We start from the raw sequence: 13,730 nt of genomic DNA on the forward strand, positions 1-13,730 counted from the left end.
GGATTGGGGAAGGTGTTTATGGATTAACTGTAACATCTGCGCCAGTTCCTGAAGCGCTGAAGTCAACACCCAAGCAGACATATACTCCATGTCATGTTGTTTTGAGAGCAATATTTTCTGTACCGATTCTCATTTGATATGAATAAAAAAACGGTTCAACACAACCATGTATAACTGTATTAAAATAAGGCGGTGGAGAAAGAACTAATAAGATAGGTGTATTCATGATGGTATTATTGTCAGTGTGGTTTTTTTATAGTTGCTTATCTAAACTGAATTAACACAAACTGGTTTGCCACTAAATTGGGTGGAAACAATACTAATGAAAACAGTGTCCTGCCCCCAGATTGCTCAGTCCTGCCTATGCAATTTTAACGCGAGGATCGCATGTCTTGATATATTCCTTGATTTCATTGGCAAATTCGGAATGAACGTGAATGGATTCGTAGTCAACGGTGGTGGCGGTAATGTACTGGAGGATAATGTTTTCGTTTCCCTCGTCGTCGGGGCCGACTCCAGCGAAAAAGAAGCCCATATCTTCAAACGTTGCTGCCATTGTTCTGGTTAAGGGGTCTCCCAGAGGGAGTGCCAGATGGACAGAAAAAATCCCTTGAGCGCATGCATGTTTCAATCTGTCCGCAATCTGGGCAGCTGCATCAACTCCATATTCTTTCACCCCGAAGGCGGTCCAACCCTCTTTAATGTCCGACATAGTCCATATGCTTGATTCAGGACTCAGGGGCGGGGCATCCGTTACCGTGTTGCCCACGCTTACCGATACGCCGTGGTGCGCATAGATTCGTTCAACCATCTGTCGATGATGATTGGGAATGTACAAGGTTTGGCCACAAAATCCATCGAGATATTTGACAAATATCAAGTTTCCGATTCGTCTCTTGTCAGCTTCTGAGTCCTTGCCCCATGAGTGTGAGGCCGGGCTTGTATCAATGAGTATGCCGCACTCTTTGCTTCCTAGGCTGAGTATGGCTCGTTGAGAATGGACGTGGTTGGTGACGGCAAAGGCTTCAATGGCATAGATGCTTCGTTTGCGGGCATCTTCTTCAAGGAATGCAGCCAGGCGAGATGCGCCTCTTTTGCTTCTGAACCGGGGATCAACAAAGCCGAACGTCAATTCCTCCACGAGAGACTTTGTCTTGCGTCGCACCAAAGCACCGTGTCCCATTATCTCATGGGTGTCGTCTGTTTCGATCACCACGGATACCATTTTTTGGGCATGGAGTATCTCTCTGACCCGATCAGGGTAGTAGATATACTCGCTGAATAAAACCGCTCCATGCGATTGGAAGGCTAATCGAGAGATAGCTTCGGCATCGTCTGGGGAAGCGAGGCGAAGAGTGTAATCCGTATTTTCGTATAGGTTTATTGTTTCCCGTGGTGTGGTTTTCTCGTAGGCCAATTTCGCGGGAAGATATTTTTCCATTGAGAGTGTTCGCCTTCCTCCCGGTTGGATGGAAAAGGATACCTTGTCTAGCATTTTTTCGATGAGCAGCAGGCTTATTCCGGTGACGTCTCCACATTGTACGGCGCGTTTTGGGTCGTATTTTGGGAGTTGCGCAATTTCCAATGGCAACCCATGGAATTGAATGGTTATCTGTAACCCCAACGAGGTCCTGGAAATAGTGGTCTCTATGGTTTCCTGAGGGCCGCCGTAGCCAAATTCAAGGGCATGATTCAGTCCTTCATCCATGGCGAGGCTGATGCGATATGTGTCTTCTTTGGCAAAACCCGCGCTGTCGGCACAGCTTTTCGCAGCCGAAACGGCAATGGAAGTATACATTACGTTTGCAGGTAGCGTCATAGAAACAGAATCAGTTCTTTTCATTTTTATCTCAGCTTGATTGTTGGAAAAACTTCAAGGCATAAGGCATGCCCATTTTATGGGGACACCATGCCTAGATTTCGGGGGACACCATACCAATTTTTAGTTCCGTTCAGGCTTTTCAGGACGCACATCTTTCCCAAATATTCTCTCTCGCGCCGATCAAGGAAAAGCGGTCGATCTCCTGTTGAGGTATTCACCCGAGCGTAAGCCGCTCTCAGGTTCTGGCTCGGTAATGTAATGGACATGGTTTGTCATGAATAGCCCAAATGGAGGCGGAACGCCTGTCGCCCGTTCGCATATAATCCCCAATCAGTGCAGGGGGGCAAGATCTTTCTTTCAAGATCTTTGCCGTGAACCCGACAAAAGAATAGACAAATGACTTATGGGGATGAAAGCTGGCTTTGCGACGAGGCAAGCGGGGCAGCTTCCGCCTGTCTGAATCATGCTTGGCCTTTTCGAGGAACTTTGGTTGGGCCTCGGAGAAGCATGAAGTCCTTGAATGGTGCTACGATCTGGAGTTTGTATGAATAAAGTAAAGAATATCGCTGTGGTGGCTCATGACAACTGCAAGGAAGAGCTGCTGGATTTTGTGGACTGCAACCGTGACGCCATGCTCAGGCATAATCTGGTTGCCACGGGGACAACCGGCCGTCTGGTCGAGTCGCTGCTTGCCGAGAGAGCCCTGCGGTCTGCCGAGGGCCAGGGCATGAAAAAGGTCACCCGGTTGAAGTCGGGGCCGTTGGGCGGGGACCAACAGCTTGGCGCGCTGATCGCCGACGGGAAAGTCGACATCCTCATTTTTTTCTGGGATCCCATGGAACCCCAGCCCCACGACGTCGATGTGAAGGCATTGCTTCGTCTGGCCGTGTTGTACAATCTTCCGACGGCCAGCAACCGTTCGTCGGCAGAGTTTCTGATTTCATCGGTCTTTTTCGACAATGAATTCAGTATGAAAAAAAGTGAATTCTTTGCCTATGCCGATAGAAGTCTGGACTAGCTTTCCGGCTTCGTCTCCTTGGGATTCACGATTCTGTTTTCGCGATAGGCGGTGCGCAACCGCGGGAACACAATGCGATAATCGCAGATGGCGGTTATTACGCTCCCCTTGCGGGAATAAGAAGTGCCATTTTTTCCCGGACGCACTCAAGCAATGTGCAGGCGTTCACGGCGCTGGTCGCGTCAATGTCCGGCAACATTTGTTGAATGATGGCTGCTTCGTTTTTATGGACCTGCCTTAAGGTCTCGCGGCCATGATCGGTGAGTTCCAGCAGTTTGGAACGTTTGTGGCGCGGATTATCCAGAAATACAATCATGTTTTGCTGCTCCAGTTCATTGACCGCAGTCTGCACGAACTGACGGGAGATGTTCAGGGCGTGAGCCACGTCCGGAACCGTTGTCCGGCCGAGTTTGACTAGCGTGTTTGCCAACCTGACCTGAGAGGTGCGCATGCCCGCCTGTTCATGGATGTCGTCCATGAGTACAGACAGGGTCGCCTGGGTGTGGAACAACTCCTTGAACAAGGCATGCAGCTGGGCACCGGAAGCGTGTTTTCCAGCCATGATTACAACCACCTGCGTACAATGTTGCGATATGTCTTATATTCCGCCCCAAACCGCCTGCCCAGGTACGCCTCCTCTCTGGGGATGACATAGATGGAAAGGTACAGGAACATGAGCAGGGCCGAGGCGAGCATCCACAGGCTGCCTATGGCAACGCCCAATCCGACGAGAATGGACATGAAGCCTACATACATGGGGTTGCGGCTGTATTGGTATGCGCCATCCGTCACCAGCCGGGACACCGGCAGGTTGGTCGGTACGTTGACGCCCAGGGATCGGAACCGGCCATGGCCCCACATCATGAAGAATATCCCTGCCGCTATGATCCCTGCGCCCGCGCTCAACATGATCAGATAATGAACAGCCCGGAGCGTCCAGGGGAAGATGAGGTCGAGGCAAATGCCGCTGAGCAGGCAGCAGTAGAAAAAGAATGGCGGCATGATGTTCACGCCGGCTGAATCCGTTGCCGGGATGTCGGGTATGGTTTGCTTTTCCATTGCAACCTCCTGGTGGTGCATTTCATATGTTGTGAATGGTGTACCACTATGACAACCATATTGTCAACATGTAAATTTGGTTGTCAATTCTGGAGTTGTGCCGCAGAGGCGTTGTCCGAACCTGTTGGCGCCGTCACGGATCCATATGGGTGGCCGATAGTATCGGTTCGGAGAGGGATGAATATGGGCAAAGGGTCGGGCAGCAGGCTCACTGCACCGGAAAATTGAAATAGGTGTCCGGGTAGGGTTCGTCGATCAGGGTGAAATGCCACCATTCTCTTTGGAGGGGCTTGAAGCCGTTCCGCTGCATGATGTTGCTGAGCAAAGCCCGGTTGGCCCTGGCCTGGGGGCTGATTCCGGTGTCGGTCGGCCAGGATTTCCTGCCGAAGAAATCAAAGGAGCTGCCCATGTCCAGTTCGGTTCCGGTAAGCTTGTCGATAATGGTCAGGTCCACGGTGGAGCCTCGGGAATGGCCGGATTTCCCAGCGATGAAGCCGTCCCTGAGCAGGTGCTTTTTCTGTACGTCCGGGTAGTACTTCGTCTTCATCCGGGTGTCCTTGGCGTCGGCGGCCCAGCGCACGAAGTGGTCGACGGCCTGTTGTGGGCGATATCCGTCAAAGACCTTGATGCCCAGGCCGAACGGGGTCAATTCCGCCTGTACTGCCGCAAGGGCCCTGGCTGCCGGTTCTGAGAGGATCACCCTCGGCGCCAGATATCCGCGGATGCGTTCGCCGACGAAGTTGTCGTCGGAATAATAGCGAACGTCGAGGACCACTCCGGGGATGCACTCATCCACATGGACGAAGCCGTCCGGCAACGGGGAGGCGCCCAGGGCCGGGACGGCCTGAAAAGCGCACAGCAACAGCAGGCAAAAGACGGTCTTGACGGATCTTTCAAACATGAAGGCGTTCCTTGTTTTGGCTGGATGCCCGAATTTCGGCCCGGCCTGTCCGCTCATACCGTGAAATCCGTGGATGTGCACCTTTGGCGGCAGGGGTGTCCGGCGTGGATTTGCGACCTATCAGGCTGTTGTTTTCATGCGCAGTCGACTGATGACCAGGCTCAACACGCCGGTCAGGATGATGAGCAGGGTGCCGTAGGCCATGGACAGTCCCATTTCGTACTCGAAGACGGCGTTGACCATGGCGATGGAGACCGGCTTGTTGGAGGCCGTGTAGAGGAACGTCGAGGTCGTGTATTCCCCGATGCTTCGGATGAACACGAACAGGAAACCGGCCAGCAGTCCCGGATAGAGGGTGGGCAGGCTGACCTTGCAACAGGTCTGGAATCCCGAAGCTCCCAGACTTTTGGAGGCTTCCGTCAAAGTGTCGCTCAGGTTCTGGAAGGAGATATGGACGGTCTTGACCATGATGGGCAGGGAGTTGATGAAATATCCCAGGGGAAGGAGGATGTAGGTTCCCAGCAGGATCGTGTTGAAGGCGAAAATGTTGGGTGTGGAGTTGGCGTTGATCAGGTTGACGGCCACGGCGCTGGCGGGCATGGCCCAGGGCAGGATGACCAGGAATTCGATGAGCCAGCGTACTTTCAGCCGCGTTTTTTCGATGATGTAGGAGGCCGGAACGGCCACCAGGAGGCAGAGGAACGCTGCCAGCAGCGACATGTTCACGCTGGTCAGAAAGGGCTGGAGTTTCCTTGCGCGGGTGAATATGGCCCGGAAGTTGTCCACGGTGAATTCTCGCGGGTAGACGCTGATCATCCAGGAGCTGGAGTCCGCGAACGACAGCACTATGATGGTCGCGAAGGGCAGGAAGATCGCCAACATCAGGAAACCGGCCAGGAGATACAGGGCGTATCGGGCCACCGGGTTGCGCATTCTCACGGGTTGTATGGGAACGCCCTTCACGGAAGAATCGAAGAGCATCCGCTTTTCGTACCACCGGAGCAAGGCGAAGAAAATCAGGGACAAAAAGGTCAGCACCACCACCTGAACGGCGGCAATGCCCATGTAGTTGTTGGCCTTGGCCAGCAGTATCTGGGTGGTCAGCACCTTGTAGCTTCCCCCGATGATGCTCGGGGCGGCAAAGGAGCCGATGCCGGTCATGAAGGTCACGGCTGCGGCGGTGATCAGGGCAGGGGTGATGAAGGGCCGGATGACCGAAGTGAAGACCTTGAATTTTGATGCGCCCAGACTCCGGGCACTCTCCAGCACGGCCAGGTCGATGTGCCGGATGGCCAGTGAAACCGCGATGTAGAAATAGACGTATTGCGTGTAGGTGTGGACGAGCAGGATTCCCGGCAACCCGATGAAATGGTAGGGGGCGCTTCCAAGGCCGAGGATCGTTTCAAGGGTCTTGGTGACCAGCCCGCTTTCCCCGTAGAGTTGCTCAAAGGCGTATACGATGATGATTCCGGGCATCATCACCGGGAGCAGCAGTATCTTGTCCACGGTCTGTTTGAAGGGAAACTCGAAATAGTGCACGGCAAAAGCCAGGGCTGTGCCGACAAAACCGCACGTCAAGACGGTCAGCAGGCCGAGCACGATGGAGTTCTTCAGCACCAGCAGGTTGGTGGCGGTGGCGAAATAATCCAGGTAGCGGGCGGTCGTGAATCCGTCGAGGTGCGTGAGGCTGATCTTGAGTGTGGAGAGTGCGGGATACAGGATGTACCCCGTCAGGAACCAGATCAGGGCCGCGATCACCATGCAGCCCGGCAAACTGCGAATGCTCCGTCTTATCATGTCACTCGTCCAGTACCGTGACGCACTGTTCGGGGAACGAGGCAAAGACGGTGTTCCCTTCCCGGCAATCGATGTTCCGGCCCATGGTGTTCAGCGCTGCCACGCGCAGGGTGATGTCCTTCACCTGCACCACGTAATTGATCCAGACGCCGTTGAGCTGCCTGTCCGCCAGACGGCCTTCAAGGCAGTTGGCACTGGCAGCCGGTTCTTTTGTGAGCGAGATGTCCTGGGGCCGGATGGAGAGGTATTTCCCTTTGCCGTATTGGCCGTTCACCTGAATATCCAGTCCGTCGGCCACGGTTGCCCTGCCGTCCTTCCACCGGGTTTCCAGCAGGTTGGTATCGCCGATGAACTTGGCGACAAAGGCGTTTTTCGGTTTGCCGTAGATCTCTTCCGGGGTGCCCACCTGGACAATGCGTCCCTTGTCGAACACCGCTATGCGGTCGGACAGGGTCAGCGCCTCGGTCTGGTCGTGGGTCACGAACACGGTGGTGATGCCGAGCTTTCGCTGCAGGTTCTTCAGCTCCACGCGCATGCGGTCGCGCAGCCGGGCGTCCAGGTTGGACATGGGTTCGTCCAGCAGCAGCACCCGCGGCTCCACGGCCAGGGACCGGGCCAAGGCCACCCGCTGCTGTTCGCCGCCCGAGAGTTCGGAAATCCTGCGCTGGCCGAAGCCGGTCAGGCCGACCATGTCCATGTGCCTTGCGACGGACCCACGGATTTCCTCCGGGGACTTTTTCTGTATCTTCAGTCCGTATTCGATGTTTTCGTGGACGGTCATATATGGGAAAAGGGCATAGTTCTGGAACACCATGCCCACCTTGCGCTTTTCCGGGGCCAGGCGGGTGATGTCCCGGCCCCCCAGGAAAATGCTGCCCGATTGCGGGGTAATGAACCCCGCAATCAGACGCAATATGGTTGTCTTGCCGCAGCCGGAGGGGCCCAGAAAGGTGAAGAATTCCCCTTTGGCTATGTCCAGATCAATGCCTGAACAGGCGACGGTGTCGCCAAAGGATCTTTCAACCCCCTTGATGACCACTTCTCCCATGCTGTCGCTCCCTGCTACTTTGTGTCCTTGCCGGAATCCTTGATCTCCATGTCCCAATGCTGCATCCACGCGGACTGTTTGGAGGCCAGGTCGCCCCAGTCCACATCCATGACCTTGAAGGTGATCTCGCTCATCCATGCAGGGGAATCCGCCATGGCCTCGGGATGGGTGGGCATGCGGTTGAACTTGTTGGCCAGTTGAGCCTGCACCTTGGCGCTGCCCGCGTATTCGACAAAAGCCCTGGCTGCGTTGGGATGCTTGGCGCCCTTGATGACGGCGATGCCGTCCGTGATGACCGGAGAGCCGCTTTCGGCGTTGATGACCTTGAGCGGCATCTTGTTCTTGATCTTGTTGTCGATGACGGAGTTCAGCACCGCGAAGCTGATGGCGGCTTCCTTCCTGCCCACGGCCTGGAACTGCATCGAACCGCTGCCGTAATAGCGCTTGGTGTTGGCGTCCACACCCTTGAGCAAGGCCCAGCCCGCGTCGAGGTTGCCCTGTTTTTCATACTGCTGGAGCAATGCGGAGTAGGTGGCACGGGCCGAAGAGGAGAGGGCGTTTCTGAACACCATCTGGCCTTGGTAGCGGGGATCGGCCAGATCCTTCCAGTCCTTGGGAGCGTCTTCGGCGGTCAGCATCTCGCTGTTGTAGAACATGAGCACGGGCGTCTGGATGGTGCCGATCCAGTATCCTTCCTTGTCCTTGAACAGGGGATTGACCTTGTCCGCCCATGAAGGGGTGAACGGCTGGAAAAGATCCTGGCCCTTCAGTTCCTGAAAGACCGAGGAGGGGGCGCCGTACATGACGTCGGATTGGGGGTTGGCCTTTTCAGCGCGGACCCTGTCCGCCAGTTCTCCCTTGAGGTTGATGAATTCGACCTTGACCCCGGTCTCCTTTTCGAAACCGTCCGCCACCAGCTCCAGCATGGATTCGCCGTGGGTGGAGTAGACCACCACCTTTTCTTCCAGCGTGTCGGCCGGGGCGGGGGATGCACAGAAGACCAGCATCAGGGCCGCCATGGCCAGCCTCATCACTTTCCCATTCAAATCTCGCATAGTTCCTCCAGTGATATTATTGTATGAAATTGCAATTGGCTGTGGTGAAGGCAGCGGGTCAATCAAAGGCAATGGAGATTGCTGCAATGTCGTCGTGGGCCTTGAACCGGGGGTATGTGCGGCATCCCGCGTCCTGCGCCTCGATTGCCCTGATGTGGTTGCGCACACGGGCAAGCCCGCCGCTTAAATATAATGATGAGAAGAGGTCGAAATCCTCGCGCTCGTTCGGGTCGGACTTGGGGAGGAACAATCCGTCGGTGAAAAGGAGGATGTGGCTGACGGTATCCAGGGACATGGAACCCTGATTCATGAAGTTCATGGCTTCCTTTTCCCCGTTGAGGACCCCGTAGGTGACATTCGAGAGCCTGCGGACGCCCAATATCTGATCGTGAAGGGCGGAAATGATCGGGGCGTCGGTCCCGCCGGAGGCTTCCTTCCACATGTTCAGGGTATCCAGGTCGTGGTCGAAGGCCGACGGGATGATTTCACGGCGGCCGTCGGCATGGATGATCATGACCAGGCAATCCCCTATCTGGACCCATTCGAAACGGTCGTCATAGAGGCGCACGACCGCCGCGCTGGTGCTCCACAGGTATCCTTTGTCGCTCAGGTCGACCCCGGATTCCCGCATGGCGTCGCGAATGGAGGAATTCGCCTTGCCCGCCAGCTCAAGCAGGGACGTCTTTTCATCCATGAAGGTTTTGCCTGCAATGTTGGATGCCAGGAAACCTCCGGTGCGTCCGCCTCGGTACGTTGCCTGGGTCAGGCTGGTGGCACCGTCAAAAACGCCGAATTGATTTCCATGCACAAAATGGAAATCCTCGTTCATTGTTCCAACACCCTGTTCGAATACTGTTTCAACATGCATGACATAACCCTGCTATTTTGCACATATAGGGTTTCAGCAAATATATGTCGCTGTCAAATCGATGTGCTCTATACGAATGGCGGCAAGGCGCCGCAAGGGTCAATGTCAAATGCGGGTACACAATGCCGGAATGTGAGGGAGTGTTTCTTGTCGCGAGAAGAATGAGGCGTCATTGGTGTTGCATGAGAATCAGGACAGGTGGTCTTTGGGTCACGGCTTTCGGTCTGCCGGGAGGTCAGTATGCCTTCAGGTCGCTCTTGTGCAGCAGTTGCATGGGGCCGTTCGGTTGCGCCGGGCGTGCCAGCAACACGGGCAGGCCGTTGCGGCGGATCAGCTTGATGCGCTCCTGGAGCAGAACCGGCGTTTCCTTTTCCAGCGGGGCGCCCGCCTCGTCCTGCACATGGGACGCGCCGCATTGACGGGCGATCTCGCCTGCGCTCACGGTTGTCCCTTCCGGGCCCAGGTGATGCCAGCCGCGGTAGCGGCCGTCGTCGCCTTTCATGCGCAGCCCCACGCCCGCCAGAGCGCCTACCACTCCGTCTCCGGTGCCTCCGTGTTCGGACAGGTGGACGCCCAGTTCCCTTGCCAGGGCATAGGCCAGCCCCTTGTTCAGGACCAGACACTTGGCATCCCTGCCGAAACGCATCAGCCGTTGCCGGGCTTCTTCGGGCAGGTCTTCCCGGACCATGCACAGGCCCGGATCAGAGCCGGGCGCACCGTGTCTCTCCAGATACGCCTGCATGTGGCGGATGACGGCTTCGGGATCGAGGCAATCCTCAACTTCCACGCACATGGAACTGTTGTGTGAAGTATAGGGCACATCCTCATGCACGAAAAGCTGGTGGCGGCTGATCGGAGAGAATGTTGCCAGTCCCAGGGCGGCCATTTCGGTGCAGGCTTGTTCAGTCAGCCAGCCGGTGCCTTTGGTTTCCAGGTTGTCCGTGTCGTCGATACTGAGATAGTGGCGCATAGAGTCCTTGTTGTTGTCGGGCATCGGGAGCGACCGGCACCTGTTTGCGAATCCTCTTGAGGATTCTGGGCCTGCCCAGTGAGGCTGCCGTTTTATTTGTCCGCACGGCCTGTTGTTTCGGGCAGGGGCGGGATGCAACGGAGGAGAGTGGCAGCGTGCCCGGCACGCGCGTTTGGTACGCTCCTGAACCGTCACTGGGAATTATTGCACTCGGACAGGCAAGTCAATACGGGATCCGCTTCCCCTTGATTTCGCACATTGTGTCAATATTGCAATTATATTAGTCGGTTATTTGCTTTTCATGGCGTCGTCGTCCGAGGGGTTGGAGCTTGTTCTGGTTCAGGCACATGTGCCGCCGTGAAGCGCAGGGTGGCAAAAAAGTTGACAGCGAAAGCAACACTGTTGCATGATGCAATCAGGTTACTCAAACAGACTGTCGTCGGGAGGTGGTGTCATGGCTTTTGAGACATTGTTGAAAAAAGGAATTCTGATCCTGTGCGCGTTGGTGTTCTTGGGGGCGGCGGTCCCGGCATCGGCCCGTGACAGAGTCCAGGTGTTCGTCACGATAATGCCCCAGAAATATTTCGTGGAAAAGATCGGCGGTGATTTGGTCAATGTCTCGGTCCTTGTCATGCCGGGGGCGAATCCGCATATGTATGAACCGTCGCCGCGGCAGATGACGTCCCTGTCCATGGCCAAGGCGTACTTTGCCATCGGCATCAGTCTTGAGGACGTATGGCTTTCCCGCTTTTCCTTCTCCAACGTGTCCCTGCGCATCATTCACACCGAGCAGGGCGTCACGAAGATTCCCATGGCCGAACACCATCACGATGCCGGTGAGGCAGAGGGCCACCACGAAGAGGTCGGACAGGCCGAAGCGCATGGTCATGACGACCACGGCATCCTTGATCCTCACATCTGGCTCGACCCCGTGCGGGCGCGCACCATTGCCCGAAACGTCTGCGCCGGGATGGTCAGCGTCGACCCTGTGAATCGTGCCGTCTATGAAGCCAACCTTGCGGCCCTCCTCCGGGAGATTGACGAGACCAACGAATTCATTGCCGGGCGGTTGGCCTCGGTGCCCGAAGGCAAGCGGACGTTCATGGTCTTTCATCCGTCCTGGGGGTATTTCGCCGATCGCTATGGCCTGATCCAGGTACCCATCGAGGCCCAGGGCAACGAGCCGGGGCCGAGACATCTTGCCGAAATCATCGAACATGGGCGGGAGTTGGGCATATCCGTGGTCTTTGTGCAGCCGCAATTTTCCCAAAAGAGCGCTTCGGTCATTGCCTCGGAACTGGGTGCGAGGGTGATCCCCCTTGATCCCCTTGCGGAAGACTGGAGTGGCAACCTTCGTCATGCGGCAGAGGCTTTTGGCAAGGCGCTCAAATAGGTGTCGAACGGGGTAATAGGAGCGTGGATATGACAGTTCAAAGCCCTGCCGGGGCAGCCCGGAAATTTCTTGAACGGACCGGGCTGGAGCCGACCCTCAACCGCATCCTGGTTCTGTCCGCCGTTGCGGACAGCCGTTATCCGTTGACCGCGCGTGAGGTCTACACGACCGTCCTGCGGGAGCACCGGCTCAATCGGGTGACGGTCTACAGGATACTCGACCTGTTGGCGGAGAATGGGGTTGTGAACCGCATCAGCTCCGGGGAACGGGCCCTGCATTTTTGCGTCGGCGCCGACCACAGCCACTTCCATTGCACCAGGTGTGGGAAGGTGCAGTGTGTTGCCAACACCCTTTTGCAATTCGACGAGAAGGCCGTAGCCAGAGCTTTGGGGATGACCGTGAGCAGTATCGACCTCCACTTGGAAGGCCTGTGTGCCGAATGTGAAGGCAGCCGGGCGGTTGAATAGCCGCGGGTGTTCGGCCCGTTAAAAAAAAGAAAGGCTCCATGGCGGTGATTGGAGCCTTTCCGGGGAGTTCCCGACGGGGATTGTCGGGAAAACAATTATTACTGTCAATGGCATATGATAAGGGCATACATTTCCTCTGTTGACAATAGGGGAAGCCCCTATTGTTTGTCGTGCATATCGGGAAAACTTCCTGCTCACGACAGGCCGAATCGTTCTTTCGGAGCCGGTGTCCGAAAGGGGAAACCTCGTCTTGTCGTCGGTGTTTATTGTCCGTGCAGGAGGCGTGTGGCGATGTCCAGGTCATACAGCGCCAAGGGGTTGCGGGCCGTATCCTTCTCCCGGTACAGGGCGGCGGCCTGTTCAATGGCGGTATAGGGCACCCATTGGTGCTTTTCCCATATTATCGGCTCCGAGGGATTGTAGAGCCTGAATTCGATCTGGCCCTCGTTGTCGCGCACATACATGCGTACTTCGGGGTGCTGGAGGGACGGGGTATAATAATGGCCTCGTTCGTCTTTCATGGTGTGTCTCCTAGGCGTGAAAATTGAATCGGATGGTTTCGTCCATTTCATATACTTTGATGTTCATGGTGCCGAGCAGGGTACGCAGCGGCCTTCCGAAGAGAAATTCGTTCATGTTCGGGTCCATGCCGGTCTTTTCGGGGACCAGTCGGCGCATTTCCATATCAAAGACGACCATTCCCTTGAGCGCCTCTCCCGCTTCCCGGTCACCTTCGCGGGCTGCCTTGGCCAGGCTTTCCATGAGCACTGGGTCGCACTTGGCGTCGTGATCTGCCATGAGCGAAAGCAGGGGGTGCCCCTCGGGCAGGAGGTCTGCGCGGGTAAGTCTGTCTTTATCATACATGGCCAGCAGCGGGCCGGTGTCTTCGCAGAAGAGCGCCTCGCATTCCGCGGGACGGGTCTCGTACATGCTGCAAGTACTGCTTTCGGGACTGAAGTAGATGCAGGCCCATGAGCCGTCGCGGCCCTTGATCTTGAGGATTTCGGTCTCAAGCGGAGCTACCATCTGTCCGGGCTGGTCAAAGGCCCGCTCGCCGGTGCGCAACGTGACTATTTCCGATAAGGAAATGGAGCCGTCCTCGATCAGGGGCAAGTCCTCTGTATGGAGAGCCGGGCCGCCGCTCCGGCAACAGTCCCCGCACCTGCGGCAGTGTGGTGTCTTATTGTTTGAAATCTGCAAGTTTGTGTTGCTCCTCATATTCTTTTGGGGTACCAATTGTTCCGGTCTATCCTGTGCCATGGGACCGATACTCCGGCTTGGCAATTATGGCAAGTGCGGGGGTAGAGACTTGCTCCCGAAACAGGCTGTCCG

Annotated in this window: 14 protein-coding genes; 3 read left to right on the forward strand and 11 right to left on the reverse strand. The window is 56.0% G+C overall.

The window, feature by feature from the left end; all coding sequences use genetic code 11:
- Window positions 1–361: 361 nt before the first annotated feature.
- Entirely contained in the window at window positions 362–1,843 is a 1,482-nt protein-coding gene (locus DWB63_RS07055) for a GNAT family N-acetyltransferase (protein ID WP_128328119.1), read from the reverse strand.
- Window positions 1,844–2,366: 523 nt separating this feature from the next.
- On the opposite strand from DWB63_RS07055, the gene DWB63_RS07060 reads away from it, so the two are divergent.
- Window positions 2,367–2,840, forward strand: coding sequence for a methylglyoxal synthase (locus DWB63_RS07060; RefSeq protein WP_128328120.1), 474 nt, complete (start codon window positions 2,367–2,369; stop codon window positions 2,838–2,840).
- A 97-nt stretch (window positions 2,841–2,937) separates the two neighbouring features.
- Here DWB63_RS07060 and DWB63_RS07065 read toward each other — a convergent pair whose 3' ends face one another.
- From DWB63_RS07065 to DWB63_RS07100, 8 genes are all read right to left on the reverse strand, one after another.
- A complete protein-coding gene (locus DWB63_RS07065) occupies window positions 2,938–3,402 on the reverse strand; it encodes a MarR family transcriptional regulator (protein ID WP_128328121.1) in 465 nt (154 codons plus the stop codon).
- A 2-nt stretch (window positions 3,403–3,404) separates the two neighbouring features.
- Window positions 3,405–3,899, reverse strand: coding sequence for an isoprenylcysteine carboxylmethyltransferase family protein (locus DWB63_RS07070; protein ID WP_164879806.1), 495 nt, complete (start codon window positions 3,897–3,899; stop codon window positions 3,405–3,407).
- Between the two features lie 208 nt (window positions 3,900–4,107).
- Window positions 4,108–4,800 carry a M15 family metallopeptidase gene (locus DWB63_RS07075; RefSeq protein ID WP_128328123.1) on the reverse strand — a complete coding sequence of 231 codons (693 nt, stop codon included), beginning with the start codon at window positions 4,798–4,800 and terminating at the stop codon, window positions 4,108–4,110.
- A gap of 120 nt (window positions 4,801–4,920) precedes the next feature.
- The gene (locus DWB63_RS07080) at window positions 4,921–6,597 is read right to left on the reverse strand and encodes an iron ABC transporter permease (protein ID WP_241648694.1); all 1,677 of its coding nucleotides are present in this window, start codon (window positions 6,595–6,597) and stop codon (window positions 4,921–4,923) included.
- A gap of 1 nt (window position 6,598) precedes the next feature.
- Entirely contained in the window at window positions 6,599–7,645 is a 1,047-nt protein-coding gene (locus tag DWB63_RS07085; protein ID WP_128328124.1) for an ABC transporter ATP-binding protein, read from the reverse strand.
- A gap of 14 nt (window positions 7,646–7,659) precedes the next feature.
- On the reverse strand, window positions 7,660–8,700 hold the full coding sequence (locus DWB63_RS07090; RefSeq protein ID WP_241648697.1) for an extracellular solute-binding protein: 1,041 nt from the start codon (window positions 8,698–8,700) through the stop codon (window positions 7,660–7,662).
- Window positions 8,701–8,758: 58 nt separating this feature from the next.
- The gene (locus DWB63_RS07095) at window positions 8,759–9,529 is read right to left on the reverse strand and encodes a protein phosphatase 2C domain-containing protein (RefSeq protein WP_241648700.1); all 771 of its coding nucleotides are present in this window, start codon (window positions 9,527–9,529) and stop codon (window positions 8,759–8,761) included.
- A 274-nt stretch (window positions 9,530–9,803) separates the two neighbouring features.
- Window positions 9,804–10,562 carry a hypothetical protein gene (locus DWB63_RS07100; protein WP_241648703.1) on the reverse strand — a complete coding sequence of 253 codons (759 nt, stop codon included), beginning with the start codon at window positions 10,560–10,562 and terminating at the stop codon, window positions 9,804–9,806.
- A gap of 430 nt (window positions 10,563–10,992) precedes the next feature.
- Here DWB63_RS07100 and DWB63_RS07105 point away from each other — a divergent pair, with 430 nt between their 5' ends.
- Both DWB63_RS07105 and DWB63_RS07110 read left to right on the forward strand, forming a co-directional pair.
- A complete protein-coding gene (locus DWB63_RS07105) occupies window positions 10,993–11,931 on the forward strand; it encodes a zinc ABC transporter substrate-binding protein (RefSeq protein ID WP_128328126.1) in 939 nt (312 codons plus the stop codon).
- Between the two features lie 29 nt (window positions 11,932–11,960).
- Window positions 11,961–12,398, forward strand: coding sequence for a Fur family transcriptional regulator (locus DWB63_RS07110; RefSeq protein ID WP_128328127.1), 438 nt, complete (start codon window positions 11,961–11,963; stop codon window positions 12,396–12,398).
- Window positions 12,399–12,661: 263 nt separating this feature from the next.
- Here the strand turns inward: DWB63_RS07110 and DWB63_RS07115 are convergent, their stop codons facing one another.
- On the reverse strand, window positions 12,662–12,919 hold the full coding sequence (locus tag DWB63_RS07115) for a hypothetical protein (protein WP_128328128.1): 258 nt from the start codon (window positions 12,917–12,919) through the stop codon (window positions 12,662–12,664).
- Between the two features lie 10 nt (window positions 12,920–12,929).
- On the reverse strand, window positions 12,930–13,658 hold the full coding sequence (locus tag DWB63_RS07120; protein WP_347231964.1) for a YkgJ family cysteine cluster protein: 729 nt from the start codon (window positions 13,656–13,658) through the stop codon (window positions 12,930–12,932).
- Between the last annotated feature and the right edge of the window lie 72 nt (window positions 13,659–13,730).

This window comes from Pseudodesulfovibrio sp. S3 (assembly GCF_004025585.1).
In the GTDB taxonomy this organism is placed as follows: Bacteria; Desulfobacterota; Desulfovibrionia; order Desulfovibrionales; family Desulfovibrionaceae; genus Pseudodesulfovibrio.

Bases quoted from the DNA above. Each gene is read 5' to 3' on its own strand.
- DWB63_RS07090 (WP_241648697.1), bottom strand. From the start codon at position 8,700: ATGCGAGATTTGAATGGGAAAGTGATGAGGCTGGCCATGGCGGCCCTG.
- DWB63_RS07115 (WP_128328128.1), bottom strand. From the start codon at position 12,919: ATGAAAGACGAACGAGGCCATTATTATACCCCGTCCCTCCAGCACCCC.
- DWB63_RS07075 (WP_128328123.1), bottom strand. From the start codon at position 4,800: ATGTTTGAAAGATCCGTCAAGACCGTCTTTTGCCTGCTGTTGCTGTGC.
- DWB63_RS07085 (WP_128328124.1), bottom strand. From the start codon at position 7,645: ATGGGAGAAGTGGTCATCAAGGGGGTTGAAAGATCCTTTGGCGACACC.
- DWB63_RS07105 (WP_128328126.1), top strand. From the start codon at position 10,993: ATGGCTTTTGAGACATTGTTGAAAAAAGGAATTCTGATCCTGTGCGCG.
- DWB63_RS07060 (WP_128328120.1), top strand. From the start codon at position 2,367: ATGAATAAAGTAAAGAATATCGCTGTGGTGGCTCATGACAACTGCAAG.
- DWB63_RS07055 (WP_128328119.1), bottom strand. From the start codon at position 1,843: ATGAAAAGAACTGATTCTGTTTCTATGACGCTACCTGCAAACGTAATG.
- DWB63_RS07110 (WP_128328127.1), top strand. From the start codon at position 11,961: ATGACAGTTCAAAGCCCTGCCGGGGCAGCCCGGAAATTTCTTGAACGG.
- DWB63_RS07120 (WP_347231964.1), bottom strand. From the start codon at position 13,658: ATGGCACAGGATAGACCGGAACAATTGGTACCCCAAAAGAATATGAGG.
- DWB63_RS07100 (WP_241648703.1), bottom strand. From the start codon at position 10,562: ATGCCCGACAACAACAAGGACTCTATGCGCCACTATCTCAGTATCGAC.
- DWB63_RS07065 (WP_128328121.1), bottom strand. From the start codon at position 3,402: ATGGCTGGAAAACACGCTTCCGGTGCCCAGCTGCATGCCTTGTTCAAG.
- DWB63_RS07080 (WP_241648694.1), bottom strand. From the start codon at position 6,597: ATGATAAGACGGAGCATTCGCAGTTTGCCGGGCTGCATGGTGATCGCG.
- DWB63_RS07070 (WP_164879806.1), bottom strand. From the start codon at position 3,899: ATGGAAAAGCAAACCATACCCGACATCCCGGCAACGGATTCAGCCGGC.
- DWB63_RS07095 (WP_241648700.1), bottom strand. From the start codon at position 9,529: ATGAACGAGGATTTCCATTTTGTGCATGGAAATCAATTCGGCGTTTTT.